Annotated in this window: 12 protein-coding genes; 7 read left to right on the forward strand and 5 right to left on the reverse strand. The window is 71.3% G+C overall.

Annotation, left to right across the window (positions count from 1 at the left end):
* Positions 1–94 precede the first annotated feature (94 nt).
* Entirely contained in the window at positions 95–967 is an 873-nt protein-coding gene (locus tag WMF39_RS47445) for an NAD(P)-dependent oxidoreductase (RefSeq protein ID WP_437743027.1), read from the reverse strand.
* A gap of 321 nt (positions 968–1,288) precedes the next feature.
* On the opposite strand from WMF39_RS47445, the gene WMF39_RS47450 reads away from it, so the two are divergent.
* Complete coding sequence (locus WMF39_RS47450; RefSeq protein WP_437743028.1) at positions 1,289–1,993, forward strand: helix-turn-helix domain-containing protein; 705 nt, start codon at positions 1,289–1,291, stop codon at positions 1,991–1,993.
* Between the two features lie 134 nt (positions 1,994–2,127).
* Here WMF39_RS47450 and WMF39_RS47455 read toward each other — a convergent pair whose 3' ends face one another.
* A complete protein-coding gene (locus WMF39_RS47455; protein ID WP_437743029.1) occupies positions 2,128–5,322 on the reverse strand; it encodes an esterase-like activity of phytase family protein in 3,195 nt (1,064 codons plus the stop codon).
* Between the two features lie 223 nt (positions 5,323–5,545).
* On the opposite strand from WMF39_RS47455, the gene WMF39_RS47460 reads away from it, so the two are divergent.
* From WMF39_RS47460 to WMF39_RS47485, 6 genes are all read left to right on the forward strand, one after another.
* Positions 5,546–7,273, forward strand: a complete 1,728-nt coding sequence (locus WMF39_RS47460; RefSeq protein ID WP_437743030.1) for a helix-hairpin-helix domain-containing protein — start codon at positions 5,546–5,548, stop codon at positions 7,271–7,273.
* A 173-nt stretch (positions 7,274–7,446) separates the two neighbouring features.
* Positions 7,447–8,841, forward strand: a complete 1,395-nt coding sequence (locus tag WMF39_RS47465) for a pyridoxal-phosphate dependent enzyme (RefSeq protein ID WP_437748126.1) — start codon at positions 7,447–7,449, stop codon at positions 8,839–8,841.
* Positions 8,842–8,967: 126 nt separating this feature from the next.
* A complete protein-coding gene (locus tag WMF39_RS47470) occupies positions 8,968–9,714 on the forward strand; it encodes a cyclase family protein (protein WP_437743031.1) in 747 nt (248 codons plus the stop codon).
* A 330-nt stretch (positions 9,715–10,044) separates the two neighbouring features.
* Positions 10,045–11,610, forward strand: coding sequence for a serine/threonine-protein kinase (locus WMF39_RS47475; RefSeq protein ID WP_437743032.1), 1,566 nt, complete (start codon positions 10,045–10,047; stop codon positions 11,608–11,610).
* Positions 11,611–11,641: 31 nt separating this feature from the next.
* Positions 11,642–12,775 (forward strand): tetratricopeptide repeat protein, encoded by a 1,134-nt coding sequence (locus WMF39_RS47480; RefSeq protein ID WP_437743033.1) that lies wholly within the window; start codon positions 11,642–11,644, stop codon positions 12,773–12,775.
* Positions 12,776–12,801: 26 nt separating this feature from the next.
* Positions 12,802–13,821, forward strand: coding sequence for a hypothetical protein (locus WMF39_RS47485; protein WP_437743034.1), 1,020 nt, complete (start codon positions 12,802–12,804; stop codon positions 13,819–13,821).
* Between the two features lies 1 nt (position 13,822).
* Here WMF39_RS47485 and WMF39_RS47490 read toward each other — a convergent pair whose 3' ends face one another.
* The 3 genes from WMF39_RS47490 to WMF39_RS47500 all read right to left on the reverse strand — a co-directional run bounded on the left by WMF39_RS47490 (position 13,823) and on the right by WMF39_RS47500 (position 17,925).
* Positions 13,823–15,166, reverse strand: coding sequence for a PAS domain-containing protein (locus WMF39_RS47490; protein ID WP_437743035.1), 1,344 nt, complete (start codon positions 15,164–15,166; stop codon positions 13,823–13,825).
* 447 nt (positions 15,167–15,613) lie between these two features.
* Entirely contained in the window at positions 15,614–16,465 is an 852-nt protein-coding gene (locus tag WMF39_RS47495; protein WP_437743036.1) for a hypothetical protein, read from the reverse strand.
* 446 nt (positions 16,466–16,911) lie between these two features.
* A complete protein-coding gene (locus WMF39_RS47500; RefSeq protein ID WP_437743037.1) occupies positions 16,912–17,925 on the reverse strand; it encodes a DUF4349 domain-containing protein in 1,014 nt (337 codons plus the stop codon).
* Positions 17,926–17,996: the final 71 nt, after the last annotated feature.

A 17,996-nucleotide genomic window follows, 5' to 3' on the forward strand; every position in this document is an offset into this window, starting at 1 on the left:
CCCTCGCCGGCAGCGTCGCAGAGGGCTTACGTTCCTATTTCTGACGAGGCGCGCCTCGGGGCTCCTCTGCCCGCGTGCGCGCGCATCGCCACCTTCAAGCGCTCTCGCGAAACACCTTGATGAGCGCGGCCGACGACTCCGCCCCGTGGCCCGCGGCAACTCCCTTCCTGAAGAGCGCCGCGGCGAACGCGGGGAGCTCGGCGTTGATCCGCGCTTCCCGCGCGTGCCGCTGGATGAGCTCGACGGCCTGCGCGCAGATCTCCAGCGTGGCCTCCGAGGCCTCGTACGCTCCGGACTGGATGGAGTCCGCGTCGTGCTTGACCATCCCACCGATGGCCGGAGCGACGACGGCGGCCATGGCCCCGAAGTCGGCCACGCGGATCCCTTCGGCCTCGCAGATGCGGGCGCCGTGGTAGAAGCCGAGGAGCCCCGCGAACAGGTGCGACAGGAACGCCAGGTCCATGGCCGCTGCCCAGCCGACCTTCTCCCCGAGGTAGCTCACGGCCCCGGCCGTGCTCTCGAGCAGCGGCTTGCTCTTCTCGTAAGCCGAGCCCGAGCCCGAGACGAGGAGGCTGCTCTCCGGCTTCCCCATCTGGCTCGGGGTGGCCAGGATGGCGCCGTCGAGGTAGTCGATGCCGCGCTGCTTCGCCCACGCTTCGAGGGTACGCGCGTCCTCGGGGCTGCCCGTGCTGAGCTGGACGAGCACCTTGCCGGCGAGGGAGGAGACCACGTCGCGCCCCTCCAGCACGCCGTACGTCGCGCGGTAGTCGGTGATGCAGGTGATCACGATCTCGCTCGCCTGCGCCGCTGCGGCCGCGCTCGGGGCCAGCACCGCTCCCTCCGCGACGAGCGGCGCGGCCTTCGCGATCGAGCGGTTCCAGACGGTGACGCGAGAGCCGCTGCGGAGCAATTCCCGAGCGAGCGCGGTGCCCATGAGACCCAGACCGATGACCGTGACTTCACGCATGTGAGCTCCTTCGTTTGCGGCCCGTCTGCCGATGACGGGCGCGCCTTCGTGCCGGCCAAGGTGGGGGCCTGCGGCCCGGGCCGTCGCGCACGATCGGACGCCCGGAGAGCACGTTCGGACGGCGGCGAGCGCGGAGCCGCCCCGTGGCGCGCCGCTCGGCGGCGGTGGATACTGGCGGGGATGCAGGTCATCGGACAGACCCGAGCTCCCATCCGACTGGAGCCGCCCGCGGGCGCGCCGCGCCCATACGTCGGGGTACATGTCGGCGTTCACTCGACCCAGCCTGGCGTGATCGCGCTCGAGGCCTCGCAGGATCATCGGGTGAAGATCCATGCGGGCGCGCCGGTACGCGGGGCCTGCCGCGCCGATCGGTTCGTCTACACGCGCGGCGACGTGGACCTGATCCCCGCCGGAGCCTCGGACGTCTGGCAGGAGGACGACGCGGGCACCTCGCTCATCCTGTCGCTGTCCCCTTCGCTGCTGCGCCGGGTCGCAGCGGACATAGGGCTCGATCCCGACAAAGCCGGCCTGGAGCCGCGCCACCAGGTCAGGGACCCGCAGATCGAGCACATCGCCTGGGCGCTCGACGCCGAGCGCAGGGCCGGGGATCCGACCGGGCTTCTCTACAGGGAGAGCCTCGGCGTCGCGCTCGCCGCGCACCTGCTCGGCCGTTACAAGGCGCCGGGCCGCCTGCGGCGAGGGCTGTCTGCGCCGCAGCTACGGCGCGTGACGGCGTACATCGAGGAGCACCTCGATCACGACCTGTCGCTCGATCGGCTGGCCGGCGTCGCCGGGGTCAGCGCGTCCCACCTCAAGACGCTGTTCAAGCGGTCGACCGGCGTGCCGGTCCACGAGTACGTGATCCAGCGCCGGGTGGAGCGCGCGAAGGCGCTGCTCCTGCGCGGCGACCTGCCCGCCAGCCAGGTGGCGATCGAGGCCGGGTTCTCGCACCAGAGCCACATGGCGAGGTGCATGCGCCGCGTCCTCGGCGTGACGCCGGCAAAGGTGGCAGCCAGCGCGCGCTAAACCAGAGAAAACAGCCGCCAAGGCGAGCCGCGATGACGCCAAGGGCGCCAAGAGACCAGCGAAATAAACAGGAGAGGATATGCGCGGACAGCCCTGAGCAGCGCCGGCGGGGGGGCCGGCGCGGCGATCCGCCCTCAGGGGCAGCCGTTGGCCGCGCCCGGGGTCGCCGGCGCGGGCGCGATGAACGCGCCCGTCCCGTCGGGGCAGCGGCTCGCCGTATCGACGTGGCCTGTCCAGCTGTGCTCGTCGATCACGACGCCGCCAGGCGTGTACAGGATGGCCGAGTCCCCCGAGCCGAGCCCGAAGGTGAGCCTGAGCGGCTCCCCGCTGCTCTCTCCGCGGATCAGTAGGTATCCCCCGGCAGGCACCACCGTGCCCGCGGGCAGCACGAGCTCGTGCGATGGATCGCTGTCCGTGAGCCGATAGCCGCCGACATCGACGTTCGATGCGCCACGGTTGTGGAGCTCGACGAAGTCCTCGCCGGCCGAGCGCACCTCGTTGATGACCAGGGTCTCTCCACCTGGATCGCCTGGCTCCTCGGGATCGCCTGGCTCCTCCGGCTCCCCGTCTCCGCCCTGGATGCCCAGCATCGAGGCGTCGAGCCGGACGAAGAAGCTCATCGCCTCTCCGCCGTCGTTGTCGTTCGTGACCCACAGGCCGCCGGCGCCGAGCGCGAGCCCCTCGATCTTCTCCTGATCGAAGCGGAACGCGTGCTCCAGGAGATCGCAGGCGAGCGCCTTGTCCACCGGATCCGCGATGTCGTTCGGTGTGCCGCTCGACAGCGCGAAGGTGCGGATCGTCTTGTTCCCCGCCTCGCCTGCCCAGCCCTGGTCGCGCTCGACCACCGCGAACGTGTCGCCGCCCACGTGAATGAGCTCGCTCAGGAACGTGTTGCCACGCGATCCGCCGGGGTTCGCGTCGAGCGGATAGAAGTACCAGCTCCACGCGCCTGTATCGACGTCGTACGCGCCGAGGCGGGTGTTCTGGCCCTCCGTCGTGAGCGCGCGCTGCATGGCCACATAGACCTTGAGGCCGCCTGAAGCAGACGGCGCGCTGTCGACCACGGCGATGCCCTCGAAGCCGTTGGCTCGCACCGTCGACCAGTCGATCGCGTTCGCGTCGCTGCCGCACGGGAGATCCACGATGCCTCCGTCGCCGTAGCCGGGGTCGAGCTGGCCGCGCTCGTCGACGAACAGGAGTCGGTTGCTGACCTCCGAGCCAACGCAGGTCGCGCTGCCGCCGTTGCCGGCGACACCCTCGCTGGCGAGGATATAACCGCCCTCGGGGTTCACCGAGATGCCCTCGGGATCGTAGCCCACGAGCTCGGCGCCGGCGCTGTCCTTCAGGATCAGCTCGCGGACGAGCTGCATGCGCCGCTCCCCATGATCGGGCCAGAACGACCAGATGCGCTGGCGCGCGAAGGCGTTGTCGGGCGTCGCGAGCAGGAAGCCGGTGGCCGGCTCGTACGCGAGGGCGCCGAGCGCGCCAAAGCCCAGGCCCCCCGAGCGTGCATCGTAGACGTCGGGGCCGTGGCCGACCTCGGCCGGATCCGTGACCGAGCGATACAGCCAGATGCCGCCGCCAACGCCGTCGTCGCCCTCGCCGCTGACCGCCACGAGGTTGCGCGACGGGATCGCGACCGCGCCCTCGGGCCTCATCGGGGCGCCGAGCAGCTGCTTCAGCACCGGCGCCGCGGGGGCGCTCACGTCGACGACGAGCAGCGTCGCGTTGCGCTCGCCCAGCAAGAAGGCGTAGTCGTCGCCGCCGAACACCCCGGTCGCGCAGCCCTCGATCTCGATGCCCCGGTCGCCGGAGCGCCCTTCCGGGTAGGCGCCGGCGCGCGCCGCGAGCCGCTCGACGGCGTCGCCGCTGTCGTAGACGCGGGCGCCGTCGAGGTCGAAGACCGAGAATCCCCGGCCGCCCGACCACAGGCCGGCGGCTGTCGCCTCGTTCGGTGTGTCTCCCTCGTTGGCCGTCACGAAGTGCCGGCCATCCGCGAGCAGACACACCGAGTCCGGCTCGAGCAGCCCGGTGAAGCCCGAGCTCGCGAGCTCGATCTCGCCGTTCGACGCGAGATCGGCGCGAGCGTGTGTGGACGTGCCGGCCTCGATATAACGGGTGACCGTCGCGGAGGCGATGTCGATGATCGCGATGAGGTTGTTCTCCTGCAGCGACACGATCGCCGTCCTGCCGTCACTCGTGATGTCGACGTACTCCGGCTGCGGATCGCCAGGGATGTTGCCGACTCCGGGCGTGAGGGCGATCGTGGCTACGGTCGACGCCGAAGGGTTACTCTCATCGATGGTGACGATCTGGACGCTTCCGGGGCGCGCCTGGGCGACCGCGTTGTCATCGGCGTTCTCCTCGTCCTCGATGGCGACCACCACCCGGGCGCCGTCCGGCGTGATCTTGAGGCTGTCGGGGCCGACGCCGACCGCCACCGAGCCGGCGATCGCCCGGGTCGCGAGATCGATGAAGACCAGGGCGCCGGGATCGGCGTTGTGGATCGGATCCGTCGTGTCCTTCACCGCCGCGATCGCATACCGGCCATCCGGCGTGATCGCGACGGCGGTGGCTTCGCTGTTGCCGTTGCCCACGGTGCCGGCGATGTCGACCGTGCCGAGGAGCGCAGGGCTGCTTGGATCCGAGATATCCACGAACCCCACGGTGTGGGTGACGCTGCTCGTGTAAGCCAGCACGTTGCCGTCCGGAGAGGCGGCCACGATCTCGGCGATCGGACCGCCGGGGGCCGTGTATTGGGCCACGAGCTGGAACCCCGCGACGCCGCGCCCGCCGTCCTCGCCGTGGCAGACATAGGCGGTGTCGGAGATCTCGCCTTCATCGAGCATCCCATCGTCGTCGGCGTCGAGCCCGCTGGCCACCTTCTGCCCGCCATTCGCGCAGTTCGGTCCGCTCGGCTCGGGTGCGAGGTCGATGAGCACCTGCTGGGCGTCGGCGCCGTCGTTGCCGTCGGCGCCGTCAGCGCCGTCAGCGCCGTCCTCGCCATCAGCGCCGTTGGCACCTTTGGCGCCGTCGTCGCCAGGCTCGCCCTTGGGGCCATCCGCTCCCGCCTTGCCGTCGAGCCCGTTGCACAGGTAGGTGGTCGCCTCGACCTCTCCCTCCTCGATCTGGCCGTTGTCGTTGAGATCGCGGCCGGAGTCGACCCGGGTGCCGCCGTTCTCGCAGCGGTCGCCGGCCGGCTCGTCGCTGAAGCCCAGGATGGCGCCGCCCCTCTGGCCGCCGCTCGGTACCTCGCCTCCATCGTCGGAACACCCCGAAAGCGCCAGCGCCGCGGCGCCGAGGCCGATCCAGGTGAGACTGCGCAGCATCACGTCACGTCCTCCTTGCTGAAGCCGCCCACAGTGCCCGAGGCGATCGCCGGCGACGCGACAGCTGCTTGAAAATTTTATTGCAAATCCATGTACTTCGATGCTCCCGGCCGGGAGCGGCCGCCGATGCCTCCGCCGGTGGCGCTGTGGCAAACTGCCCCGCTGCACGGGGCCTTGCGGCAGGAACTCCGGCGGCCCGCGAGTGCTAGAGTTGCCGTCATCCATGCTCGACAAGCTCGACATCGCCCGCGCCCTCCGCGAGACGGGCACGCTCCTCCTGATCAAGGGGGAGAACCCGTTCAGAGCGCGCGCTTACGAGACGGGGGCCGAGGCGCTGGAGCAGCTCACGGACGACCTCGGCGCGCTCGTCCGGGGCAAGAAGCTCACCGGCATCAAGGGCATCGGCCCGGCGCTCGCCGCCCAGATTGCCGAGCTCTACCAGACGGGGCGCTCCGGGCAGCTCGAGGAGCTCCGCGCCGAGCTCCCCAGCGGCGTGCTGGAGCTCGCCCAGGTGCCGGGCATGAGCCTCAAGCGGATGAAGGCGCTCCACGAGGCGCTCGGCATCGGCAGCGTGGAGGAGCTGAAGCGGGCCTGTCTCGCCGGGAAGGTCCGGGCGGTGAAGGGCTTCGGGGCAAAGACCGAGGCGAGCCTGCTCGAGGGGATAGCCCGCCACGAGGCGCGCGACGAGCGCGTCCTGCTCGTCGACGCGCTCGAGGCGGCCGAGCCGCTCCTCGCCCACGTGCGCGGCTGCGAGGCGACCGAGCAGGCCGATCTCGCGGGCTCGATCCGGCGCTGGGAAGAGACGGTGACGGCCATCGACCTCGTGGCCGCGGCGGACGACGCCGCGCAGGTGATCGACTGCTTCGTCCGGTCCCCGCAGGTCGCCGAGGTCGAGGAGCGCGGCGAGGCGCGTTGCAGGGTGAGGCTCTCGGGCGGCCTGCGCGGCGAGCTCCTCTGCGTGCCGCCCCGGGACTACGCGGCCGCGCTTCACCACCGGACGGGGGCGCCCGAATACCTCTCGGCGCTCGGCGCGCTAGCGCGCGAGCTGGGGCTCACGCTCGACGAGAGAGGGCTCTCGCGGGGCAAGAAGCGCCTCTCCGTGAAGACCGAAGAGGACCTCTACGAGCACATCGGCGTCCCGTACATCGCGCCCGAGCTCCGCGAGAGCGCGGAGGACATCGTCGCTGCCGTGGAGCGCGCCGCGCGGGCGGGCCGCGCGGGCGAGCTCGTCGAGGAGGGTGATATCCAGGGGATGGTGCACTGCCACACGGTGTACTCGGACGGCAAGAACACGATCGAGGAGATGGCCCTGGAGGCCGAGGCGATGGGGATGAAATACGTCACCATCACCGATCACTCGCCCGCCGCCCATTACGCGAACGGCGTCGGCCTCGACCGGCTGAAGCAGCAGTGGGACGAGATCGCCCGCGTCCAGGAGCGCGTGAGCGTGAAGCTCCTCCGAGGCACCGAGTCGGATATCCTCGAGTCGGGGAGGCTCGATTATCCGGACGCGATCCTGGAGCAGCTCGACGTGGTCATCGCGAGCATCCACTCGCGCATGAAGATGGACGCGGACCAGATGACGCGCAGGCTGGTCAGCGCCATGCGGCTGCCGGTCTTCAAGATCTGGGGGCACGCGCTCGGCCGGCTCATCCAGCGGCGCGAGCCGTTCGCGTGCCGCGTCGAGGAGGTGCTCGACGCCGTGGCCGAGTCGAGGGCCGCCGTCGAGGTGAACGGGGACCCGTACCGCCTCGACATGGAGCCCCGGTGGATCAAGGAGGCGCGCAAGCGCGGTATCCGCTTCGTGATCTCGACGGACGCACACTCGACGCGCGCGCTCCACAACCTGCGGTTCGGCGTGGGGACCGCGCGGCGAGGTGGCCTCCGCCGGGGCGAGGTGCTGAACGCGCTCGGCCCGGCCGCGTTCCAGAAGGCGGTCCGGCCCGCCTGATCGCGTCGGCATGCGGCCCGGACGCCGCGAAGGCCGCTTCGGTCCAGAGGTCGGCCGTCCGCGGCAACCCTGCGCGACCCACGCCATCCATGCGACGCGCGTGACGCGCGCGTCATCGCTGGCACCACCTCGACAGACGGTGCGCGTCGTGTGACCGTTGAGCTGTCATGCCAATGCCCCTGCCGACCCCTGCGCCCGCAGAGAACATCGTCGCTCTCATCGGGCACACCCCGATGATCCAGGTGACTCAGCTCGACGCCGGCCCGTGCGAGCTCTTCCTCAAGATGGAGAGCCAGAACCCGGGCGGCAGCATCAAGGATCGCATCGGCCTGTCGATGATCGAGGCGGCCGAGCGCGCCGGCCAGCTCGGGGGCGAGCGGCGCCACGTGGTCGAGGCGACGGCGGGCAACACCGGGCTCGGCCTGGCGCTCGTCGCGGCGCAGAAGGGCTACCGGCTCACGCTCGTGATCCCGGACAAGATGAGCCAGGAGAAGGTGTTCCACCTGAAGGCGCTCGGCGCGCAGGTGGTGATGACGCGCTCCGACGTCGAGAAGGGCCACCCGAGCTATTACCAGGACCTGGCCGCCCGCATCGCGCGCGAGGAGGGCGCGTTCTACGTGAACCAGTTCGAGAACCCGGCGAACGCGCTCGCTCACGAGATCGGGACGGGCCCCGAGATCGACGCGCAGCTCGATCGAAGGATCGACGCGATGGTGTGCGGCGTCGGCTCCGGCGGCACCATGACAGGGCTCTCGCGCTACTTCGCCAAGGCGCAGCCGCGCTGCGAGATGGTGCTCGCCGATCCGGAGGGCTCGGTGCTGGCGGGCTACGTCAAGACCGGCAAGCTCGGCAAGGCGGGCTCATGGCTCGTGGAGGGCATCGGCGAGGACTTCCTCCCCTCGATCCTCGACCTCTCCCGCGTCAAGCTCGCTTATACGATCTCCGACCGGGAGAGCCTGGAGACGGCGCGGCTGCTGCTCTCCAGGACGGGCATCCTCGCCGGCTCGTCGTCCGGGACGCTGCTCGCGGCGGCCCTGCGTTATTGCCGCGAGCAGTCGTCGCCGAAGCGCGTCTGTACCCTCGTCTGCGACAGCGGCAACAAGTACCTGTCGAAGATGTACAACGATTTCTGGATGGCCGATCAGGGCTTCACCGACCGCGCGCCGACAGGGGATCTGCGCGACGTGATCACGCGCCGCCACGCCGACAGGGCGGTGGTCACGGTGCAGCGGTCGGACGCGCTCCTCGTGGCCTATGCGAGGATGAAGCTCTACGACGTGTCGCAGCTGCCCGTCCTGGAGGACGGCAAGATCATCGGCATCCTGGACGAGTCCGACCTCCTCCTCGCGGCCGTCGACGACGTGACGCGCTTCCGCCAGTCGGTCGAGGCCGCGATGACGACGCGGCTCCGGACGGTCGACGTGCGGACGCCGATCCGGGAGCTCCTTCCGATGTTCGACGCGGGGCTCGTGCCGATCGTGACCGATGGTGACGAGTTCGTCGGGCTGGTCACCCGCATCGACCTGATCAACTACCTGCGACGCCGGGTGAAGCTGCACGAGGTGTGAGCCGCGCGCGGGGCCATGGGCCCGCGCGCAGGCGATTCCCGCCCGGCCGTCGCGTCGGGCGGGCGCGCCGCGAGCGCCCGTCGGCGTGCCTTGTGCGGGCAGCGGGCTTGTGGTGAGCTGCGCGCCATGCAGGAGGCGCACGGAGCTTTCGTGATCGACCTCGCCACGGCGCGGGTGGTCGATCTGACGCACCCGATCACCCCGGAGATGCCGCTGTTTCCCGGCGACGAGCCCTATGCGCCGGAGACGCTCAGCACCATCGAGAAGGACGCGTATTGCTCCAATCGGTTCTCGATGGCCGAGCACGCGGGCACCCACGTGGACGCGCCGGCGCACTTCACGGCCGGGGCGGCGACCGTCGAGCAGATCGCGCCCGAGCAGCTCGTCGGGGCAGCGGCGGTCGTGGACGTGACGGCGGCCGTGGCGGCGAGCCCGGACCACCGGGTCACGGTGGACGATCTCCGGAGCTGGGAGGCGCGGCACGGCGCGCTCGGCGCGAGGCATATCGTGCTGATCCGGACGGGCTGGGGGGCTCGCTGGTCCGATCCGGCGAGGTACCTGAACCAGGACCCCCAGGGCGTCATGCACTTTCCCGGGGTGTCCGTGGAGGCGAGCCGCTACCTGCGCGAGCGCGGCGTGCGCTGCATCGGTATCGATACGCTGTCGACCGACCCGGGGCAGAGCGAGACATTCGAGCAGCACAGGGCCTTCCTGGGCGCCGGCGGCTACCACATCGAGAACCTGGCCAATCTGGAGCAGCTGCCGGAGGCCGGGGCGATCGTGGTGGTCGCGCCGCTCCCGCTCGCGCGCGGCAGCGGCGCGCCGGCCCGGGTGCTGGCGCTGGTGCCGGCCTCCGGCGGCCCGGCGAGCTAGCGCGGCGCGCATCCCCGGGCGGGATCGGGCGGCGGCTGTGGCGTTGCGCATTGCAGCGCGCCAGCGCCCCTGGCTGCTTCCTGACCTGCCGCACGCGTCGCGTCACCTTCCGCCCAGGGTACGGATCGGCGCAGGCACGCCTGCGGGCGCAGCTCGGCGTCGTCCTGGCCTCGTCGCCCTGCTCTGGCGCCGTGTCGCCTGTTTGCATACCGCCCCCCGCGACGGTCGTACGAGGTGCTGCTCCCCGCGCCGGAGCGACCACACGGAGCTTCGCGTCCTGCCTGGGATTCGGTATCCTCTCGACTCCCCCCTCGGGAGGTGTCCGGGCGTATGAAGTTTGAAAAAGACGTCCTTCTGGCCGGCAAATTCCGCCTGGAGCGAGAGCTATCGCACGGCGGGATGGGCTCGATCTGGGTGGCGCAGCACGTACAGCTCGGCACGCTCGTCGCGGTCAAGTTCATGCGCGACTCGTTTTCGCGGCTGCCGGTGCTCCGGGCGCGCTTCGAGCGGGAGGCGCGCGCCGCCGCGCAGCTCAAGAGCCCTCATATCGTGCAGGTCCACGATTTCGGCTTCGAGGAGGAGGACGAGGTGCCCTACCTCGTCATGGAGCTCCTGCAAGGCGAGGATCTCAGCAAGCGCCTCCAGCGGTGCGGCCGCCTCTCGCTCCCGGAGACGCTGAACATCATCGTCCAGGCCGGGAAGGCGCTCCGCAGCGTCCATGAAGCGGGGTTCGTGCACCGCGACCTCAAGCCCGCCAACTTCTTCCTGGCGCGCGTCGACGGCGAGGACGGCGAGATCGTGAAGCTGCTCGACTTCGGGATCGCGAAGGACGTCTCGGCTGTGCTCGCGGCCGATATCTCGGCCACGGGCGAGGTGATGGGCTCGCCCAACTACATGAGCCCGGAGCAGTTCTATGGCGAGCGGGACGTGGACGCGCGCAGCGATCTCTGGTCGCTCGGGGTCATCCTGTTCAAGATGCTCACGGGGCAGCTGCCGTTCCCGGGCGACGCGATCGGGCGCGTGGTCACGAAGGTGATCCTCGGCACGGTGCCGTCGGCGCGCGAGCTCGCCCCCGATCTGCCCAGCGGCATCGACGCGTTCTTCGCGCGGGCGCTGGCGCGCGATCGGGACAAGCGGTTCCAGAACGTGCGCGACATGGTCAACGAGCTCGCGCGCGTCGCGGGCGCGCCGCCGTTCTTCTCGCTCGTGGGGGACACCTCGCTGGGCACCGGGTGGTCATGGCGGGGCCCCGGCGGGGAGCCCGGGCTCGCCGACCCCGGCACGCCGCCGGTGGCGCAGCTGACGACGATGCCCATCCAGCGGCGCTCGGACCCGAACGATGTCCGCGCCTCGACGCCGAACCCGCAATCGCTGCCGGGCACCTTGACCGGCGCGATCAACCTGTCGGCGCCGCACACGGCGCGCGGCGCCATCGCGCGGGTCGCGGGGCGCGTCGCCATCGGGGCGACGATCGTCGCCGTGGGGGGCGGCCTGTTCATCGCCACGCTCAGGGGCGCATCGACCGACGGCGACCAGACCACGACCCAGGCGTCCGCGGCCGCCGCAGCGCCCGCGCCCGCCGCGCCGTCGAGCGGCGCGCCGGCCGGGCTCGCCGCGGTCCCCGCCATCGCGAGCGCTCCCGAGGCGCGCGCCGCGGCGACTCCCGCGGTGGTGCCGGCCCCGCTGCCGCTCGACCCGGGCGCGGGCGCGCCGGGCGCGGCCTCCCTGGCGCCGGCCCAGGCATCCGCCGTCCCCTCCGCGGCGGCGGCGCGAAGCGCCGCGCCCGCGCGCCCCGCGTCTCCGGCCACCGCTCGGACCGCGTCGACAGCGGCGCCGCGCAAGGCACTACCGGGTCCTCGCAAGAAGTCCAGCAGCAGGCCGGACTGGGGGCTCTAGCCGGGTGGCTCCGCGTCCCCAGAGAGCAGGAATGCGCTTCCGAGCGGCGGTGATGGGTGCGTTCCTCCTTGTCGCGCTCGCCGGCGCGGAGGCGTCCGCGCAGGCGCCGCCCCCGTCGGCGAAGGCGCGGCAGGCGGCCGTCGCGTACGCCAACCAGGGGTGGACGGCCTACCGAGCGCGCCGGTACCGGGACGCGCTCCAGGCCTTCCGCCGAGCCGAGGCCACGGTGCATGCGCCGACCTTCCTGATCATGGTCGCGCGCTCCTGCCACAAGCTCGGCCGCCTGACCGAGGCGCGCTCGGTCTACCAGGTCATCGTCGACGAACAGCTCCCGGCCGACGCCTCGCAGGCGTTCCGGCAGGCGCAGGCCGAGGCGAGGACGGAGCTCGAGGCCGTCTCGTCGCGCATCCCGACCGTGGAGATCACCGTGACGGGCGCGGGCTCGGGGGGCGCGCAGGTGGCGCTCGGCGGGCTGGACGTGCCGCCGTCGACGCCCGTCGCGCGCGATCCGGGCAGCCACACGCTCGCCGTGGGGGCGCCTGGACGACGCGGGCTGACGAAGGAGATCGTCCTCAAGGAGGGGATGAGGGCCAAGGTCGAGGTCGATCTCGAGGCCGGTAAGGTGCGGATCGAGAGCGACAGGACCGGGCGCGACCCGGGCGGCGAGCCGCAGCCGCTCGGCCCTGGGCAGGGTGCGGCCGACGGCAGCGCCCACGAGGGCGGCGGGCCGCTCGGCCCTGGGCAGGGTGCGGCCGACGGCAGCGCCCAGGAGGGCGGTGACGCGGCGGATGGACGTCCGGGCCCGCGCAGCAGCGCGGTCGTGTTCACGGGGCTCGCCGCGACGGCCGCGGGGACGGGGCTCGGCGTCGCGTTCGTGTTCCTCTCGAACGGGAAGGCGAGCTCGCAGCAGCGCCTCCTGGAGCCGGCCTGCACGGACCCTGCGCGCTGCCCCGGGCTCGACCTGCGCGAGTACAACGACCTGGGACACGCCAAGGCGGACCTCGCGAACGCGGCGGTCTGGAGCTTCCTGGCCGCGGGCGCGGCGGGGCTCGGCACGGCGGCGTACGTCCTCCTGACAGGGCAGCCCGACGCGCGGGACGCGACGGCGACCGGCCTTTCGGTGAGCCCCATGCCGGGCGGGCTCGTGATCAGCAAGCGCTGGTGAGGTTTCCGAAGAGAGGGATCGTCCCGATGGTGCGCATCGAATCTTGGACGTGGATGGGCCGGGCGCTCTCGACGATCGTCCCGCTGGTCGCGCTCACCGGGGGTAGCTGCGTCTTTTACAGCTACGAGGATGTCGTCCCCGGCACGGGCGGAACAGGCGGAACAGGCGAAACGAGCGGAACGAGCGCCAGCGCCGGTGGCACCGTGGAGCCTTGTGGGCAAGGGGGTGGCGGCTGCGGCGGGGCGCCCCCGGAGGGCTGCGATGGGCCGGGGAGCCATGTCTCGACTTGCCTTGTCGATGACGGCTTGCTCGCGCGGTATTTCCTCGACGCGTATGACGCCGATGGCAAGCTCGTCGACTCGGGACCGGAGCCGGGGCTCCCGCTCGACGTGGTGCCTGACGGAGAGAGGCTGACGCTGGAAGGCGAGGCGGGGCGCGTGGGCCTCCGCTGGACGACCCTGGGCGGCAACGCGCGCGTGGAGGCCGCGTTTTCTTCGACCGCCACGCCCCCGAGCAAGCTCCTCGTGTCGAAGGCGGCGCTCACGCTCGAGACCGTGGTGAGCGTGACGGACGCGGCGGTCGAGGGCGTGCCGGCTCGCATCCTGTACCTCGGGACCGATACAGGAGAGTTCGGGAAGTACTCGCTGAGCGCGGGCGACCCCGACGGGATGGGAAACCGAGAGCTGCAGTTCCACATCTACGCCAGCTCCCAGACGCTGTTCGTGGGTCAATGGTTCATTCCCCTCGAGGAGATGGAGCGGCCGTGCGTCCTGCACCTCGTGCTGAACGCCGCCGAGGGCGTCGTCGATCTCTACGTGAACGGTGATGTGCGAACGAACGAGATCCTGGAGCGGCCGCCCGCCGACTATGTCTTCACGTGGGCGGAGCCGACGTGGTATCTCGTGCTCGGAAACACGCGGAAGGCCGGGCGCGCTCTTCGCGGCTCGATCCAGTATGCCGCGGTGTACGGCGAGCCGTTGACCCCCGGGCAGGTGAAGGCCAACGCCGCGACGCTGGCGAAGAGCGACGATGGCCCCGGGATGTGAGCTAGTGCGCGCCGCGCCCGCTCCGGGTTCGCGCTGGCGCCCGCGCCCCCTCGCGGCCGGAGAGCGCATAGGTCACCCCGCGCTCCAGCGTCCCCCGCGTCACGATCCCCCCCAGATCGGCCCCCAGCTCCACGAGCGCCTGCGCCACGCTCGGCCGGATCCCGGTGAGCACCACCTCGGCCCCGAGCAGCCGCGCGCTCCGCGCCGCCCGGATCAGCGCGTCCGCCACCTCCGGCCCCGCCTGCGGCACCCCCGTCACGTCGAGGATGGTGATCCGGGCGCGCTGGCGGGAGATCCCGTCCAGCAGCGTCTCGGTGAACTGCGCGCCCCGCTCGCGGGTCAGCTCGCCGACCAGCGGCGCCACCAGCACCCCGTCCGCAATGGGCAACAGCGGCGTTGAGATCGCCCGTATCGTCTCCTGCTGCACGAGCAGCATCTTCTCCCGCAGCTGCCGGGTCCTCGCCTCGGCCCGCACCCGCTCGGTGATGTCCACCGCGATCGCCCCGCATCCGGAGACCCTGCCCTCCTCGTCGCGGAGCGCGAACCTGGTGCTCATGTACACGTGCGTCCCGTCGGCCAGCTCCATCTCGTCCTCGGAGGTGATGGGCTCGGACGACGCCATCGCCGCCCGGTCCTGCGTCGCGAACCGGTCGGCGATCTCCGCGGGGAACAGGTCGTGCTGGGTCTTCCCCATCAGCTCCTCGCGGGGCTTGCCGAGGAGCGCCTCGACCGGCGGGTTCAGCAGCGTGTGGCGGCCCTCGCTGTCCCGCGCGAACATGAGCATCGGCGCGTTCTGAATGAAGGCCTCCAGCAGCGCGGCGCCCCGGCGCCTCTGCGCCTCGGACTCCACGCGCGCGGTGACGTCGATGGTCACCACCGCCACGAAGCGGTTCCCGCTCGCGTCCTCGAACGCAACGTAGCTCGGCTCGGTCCAGAGCCGACGCCGCTCCTTGTAGAGCTCGCCCGGCTCGGTGTCGTAGGGGACCGGGGGCAGCGTGACCACCTCCCCGGCGAGCGCTCGGCGGAAGGCCTCGGCGTGGCCCGTCTTCACCGCCTGCGGATCCTCGAGAGCGTTGTACTTGCCGATGATCTGCTCGGGGCTGATGCGCCACCGCGCGCAGTCGGCCCGGTTGATCGCGACGAGGAGCCCGTCCGCGCGGTGGACCACCAGCGGTACGGTCACCGCATCGAAGAGCGCGCGGTAAGGCACGCTGTCCGCGAGCTCGCGCTGCGCGTCGCGCGGCGCCGCGCCCGAGCTGAGCCTTCGCTCCAGCTCCTCCACGCGAGCCCGGAGCCGCGCGTTCTCTGCCTTGATTCGCTCGTCGCTCTGCCGATCGATCTCCATCGTTCCCCCTGAGCCCTGCCCGATCTGCGACCTCACGTGCGGCCGCTCGCCGCCGAGGAGAGCGCGCTCAGCCCCCCTGAGCCCTGCGCGCCGCTCTCCGCCCGCGGCCGCCCCGGAGTTCTTCTGCGCTGAAATGGTGCACCATCAGGCCGGCCCCGTGAAGTACTGAATCGGCCGGGGCTGGCTCGTTCTCGCGGGCTGGCGCGTCGACAGCGGTACTCCCACGCACGACCGACTCGCCCTCATCGCAGCCCCGCGCACCACCGACCGGGACCTGCCCTTCGCGCTCGCCGCCTCGTACATCGGAGCATCTCGGAGGCGCTATCGACACGGCGAAAGACACCTTCGATCCGGACGGACGCCGCTTCGTGTTTGCGTGGCTCCTGTTCCCGGAGAATGTCCTGTCGACCAGGGGCAGGTTCCGCGGCTCGGGCTCGCCGTCCGTGGCTAGGGAAGAAAGACGGTGATCACACGGGTGGTCGACTCCGGGATGCCGGTGAGGTTGTTGACGCAGCTCGGGTAGTACATGCCGTTCGTGTTGAGCTGCTGGCAGTAGGCGGCGCACGACCCGCGGATGCTGAGCATCCCGCACTGCTGGACGGCCCCGCCGCTGGTGAGGTGACCGGCGGCGCAGTCCCGCAAGAGCGACCGTGAATGGCCGCGATTCGCCTCGTCGTAGCAGGCGTTCAGGTACGGAGAGGGGGCAAACAGATTGCCCCAGAAGGCGCCTTCCAGATGCGTGTAGGTCGTGAGCTCGAGGGTACCGGTCTTGTCGATGGCCGAGGGGGTGCCCCGCGAGGAGATCGTCACGGAGACGCCGTACCAGTTCGTCCGCGACGCGAGGCACGCCGAGATCCACTGCTGGTCCATCAGGCCGAGCGGCTTGGTGCTCCAGTCCGGCACGAGGCCGATGATCCCCCAGTACTGCTCGTTGTGCACCGTGCCCGAGCCGTCGGTCCACGAGAAGCTGAACGACTGCGAGGGGAGGAACGCACAGCCGACCACATAGCTGAGGAGCTGGCGCGAGAGATCGCCGGCCGCGCCCGGATCCCGGATCGCGCTCAGGGCCGCCGGGCTCAATGCGTTGGGGTTGAGGGCGTTGGGGTTGAGGGCGTTGGGGTTGAGGGCGTTGGGGTTGAGGGCGTTGGGGTTGAGGGCGTTGGGGTTGAGGGCGTTGACGAACTCGAGCGCGCTAAGGGCAACTCCTAAGGAGTCCTCCTCCTCTTCCTGAACTGCGACGCAGCCGACCAAAGACACGAGCAAAAGCGCTGCGAAATCAGCGATGCTGATCCGGTACATCGTCGTTCCCCCCCCCGGGTTCGTCCCTTCGTGCCCTCGTCGAAGGTCACATGGGGTGTACCGATGACTAGCCATCATGTCCAGTACTCAACAGGCGATTTGTGTAGAAATCTGAAGTCGTTGGAGTCAGGGGTGCTCTGTCCACGGCGTGCCGGGCGAGCGCGAGACCGCGTGTCGTGTTCGTCGCGCGCCGTCTGACACCCAGCAAGGAGCGTGGATGATCGAAATCTCACATTGCATGAAGGCTCGACAGAAGGGCAACGAGCGGTCTGTGTGTCGTTGCGATGTGCAGTGTGGCGATAGGAGCGTGCGCGGGGCCGGGGGCAATGGCGCGAGGCACGCCGCTGACGAGCGCGCCGCCGAGCGCCCCGGCAGGCGCTGTCAGGGGGTCTCGTGCGCGGGGGCCGAGCAGGTGGTGATCGAGCTGCTCGGGTCTGCGATCCGGCTCACCCGGGGTCGATCTCGCCGTCGCCGCGCGGGCCCTGCGCCGGAGGCGGCGAGGTCGGTTCCGGGGAAGGCTGCGCGCCCTGCGCCGGCGGCGCGGCGATCGGGTAAGGCTGCGCACCCTGCACCGGCGGCGCGCCGCTCGGGTAAGCGTGCATCGGGCCCGCCTGGAAGGGTGGACGGAAGCTGGCTGTCGTGCGCCGCTGCCGCCGGACGATCGCGCGAAGGGCGTAGTAGAGCGCCGCGAAGAACGCCGCCAGGAGCAGCAACGTGGGGCCGATCGAGGCGGCGAGGACCGCGGTTTTCACGGCGACGACCCCTGCGTTCTCGATTCCCTCGCTGGCCGCGCGGGCGATCTTGCCGCCGGCGCCCAATGTCTGCTCCTCGCCGCGCGCCGTGATCGACATCTTCACGGTCGCATAGGCGATCTGCCCCTCCAGCAACCGCTCCTGCGCCTCGATCTGCTCGATCGTCTCACGCACGCTCCCGAGCTGCTTCTCGACGGCGACAACGTCCGCGAGGCTCCCCGTCCTGTCGGAGAGCAGGTCGAGCAGCCGCTTCTCCTGGGCGCGGGCGTTCCGCAGCCGCGCGCCGATGTCCGCGCGCTGCTCGGTCACGTCCTCGGCCTTCTCCGCGTCGTCGACCACCTCGCCGACCGACGCCACCGCGGCGCGGAACGCGCCGACCTTCGCCGAGGGGACCCGCGCCTCGAGCGACGCGCTCCGGTGCGGGCCGCCGTGCACCCGGGCCTCGCTCACGTAGCCGCCGTGCTCCTCGACCGCGGTCCGCAGCCGCTGCATCGCCGGCTCGAAGGCGTCGACAAGGATCGCGGTCTCGACGGTGATCCGCATCGCCCGCCCGGCGAGCGGCGCCGCGGGGGATGGCCTCGGCGCTCGCTGATCCAGCGCCGCGGCCTGCGCGGGCGGGGCCGACCCGGAATGGTCCCCTCTGGCGCAGGCGCTCGTCAGCGTCACCGCCAGGAGCAGCACGGCAGGCAGCCTCATGCAGGAGCGCATGAGGTGACCATAGCGGTTCGAGCGAGCGCCCGCGAGCGGCGCCCGCGAGCCCACCCCGGGCGAGGACGCGG

The organism is Sorangium sp. So ce1504 (assembly GCF_051521635.1).
Taxonomy (GTDB): domain Bacteria; phylum Myxococcota_A; class Polyangia; order Polyangiales; family Polyangiaceae; genus Sorangium; species Sorangium cellulosum_B.

Excerpts from the sequence above, each read along its gene's own strand:
- WMF39_RS47465 (WP_437748126.1), top strand. The coding sequence starts at position 7,447 with ATGCCCCTGCCGACCCCTGCGCCCGCAGAGAACATCGTCGCTCTCATC.
- WMF39_RS47490 (WP_437743035.1), bottom strand. The coding sequence starts at position 15,166 with ATGGAGATCGATCGGCAGAGCGACGAGCGAATCAAGGCAGAGAACGCG.
- WMF39_RS47470 (WP_437743031.1), top strand. The coding sequence starts at position 8,968 with ATGCAGGAGGCGCACGGAGCTTTCGTGATCGACCTCGCCACGGCGCGG.
- WMF39_RS47460 (WP_437743030.1), top strand. The coding sequence starts at position 5,546 with ATGCTCGACAAGCTCGACATCGCCCGCGCCCTCCGCGAGACGGGCACG.
- WMF39_RS47495 (WP_437743036.1), bottom strand. The coding sequence starts at position 16,465 with ATGTACCGGATCAGCATCGCTGATTTCGCAGCGCTTTTGCTCGTGTCT.
- WMF39_RS47455 (WP_437743029.1), bottom strand. The coding sequence starts at position 5,322 with ATGCTGCGCAGTCTCACCTGGATCGGCCTCGGCGCCGCGGCGCTGGCG.
- WMF39_RS47500 (WP_437743037.1), bottom strand. The coding sequence starts at position 17,925 with ATGCGCTCCTGCATGAGGCTGCCTGCCGTGCTGCTCCTGGCGGTGACG.
- WMF39_RS47445 (WP_437743027.1), bottom strand. The coding sequence starts at position 967 with ATGCGTGAAGTCACGGTCATCGGTCTGGGTCTCATGGGCACCGCGCTC.
- WMF39_RS47475 (WP_437743032.1), top strand. The coding sequence starts at position 10,045 with ATGAAGTTTGAAAAAGACGTCCTTCTGGCCGGCAAATTCCGCCTGGAG.
- WMF39_RS47480 (WP_437743033.1), top strand. The coding sequence starts at position 11,642 with ATGCGCTTCCGAGCGGCGGTGATGGGTGCGTTCCTCCTTGTCGCGCTC.
- WMF39_RS47485 (WP_437743034.1), top strand. The coding sequence starts at position 12,802 with ATGGTGCGCATCGAATCTTGGACGTGGATGGGCCGGGCGCTCTCGACG.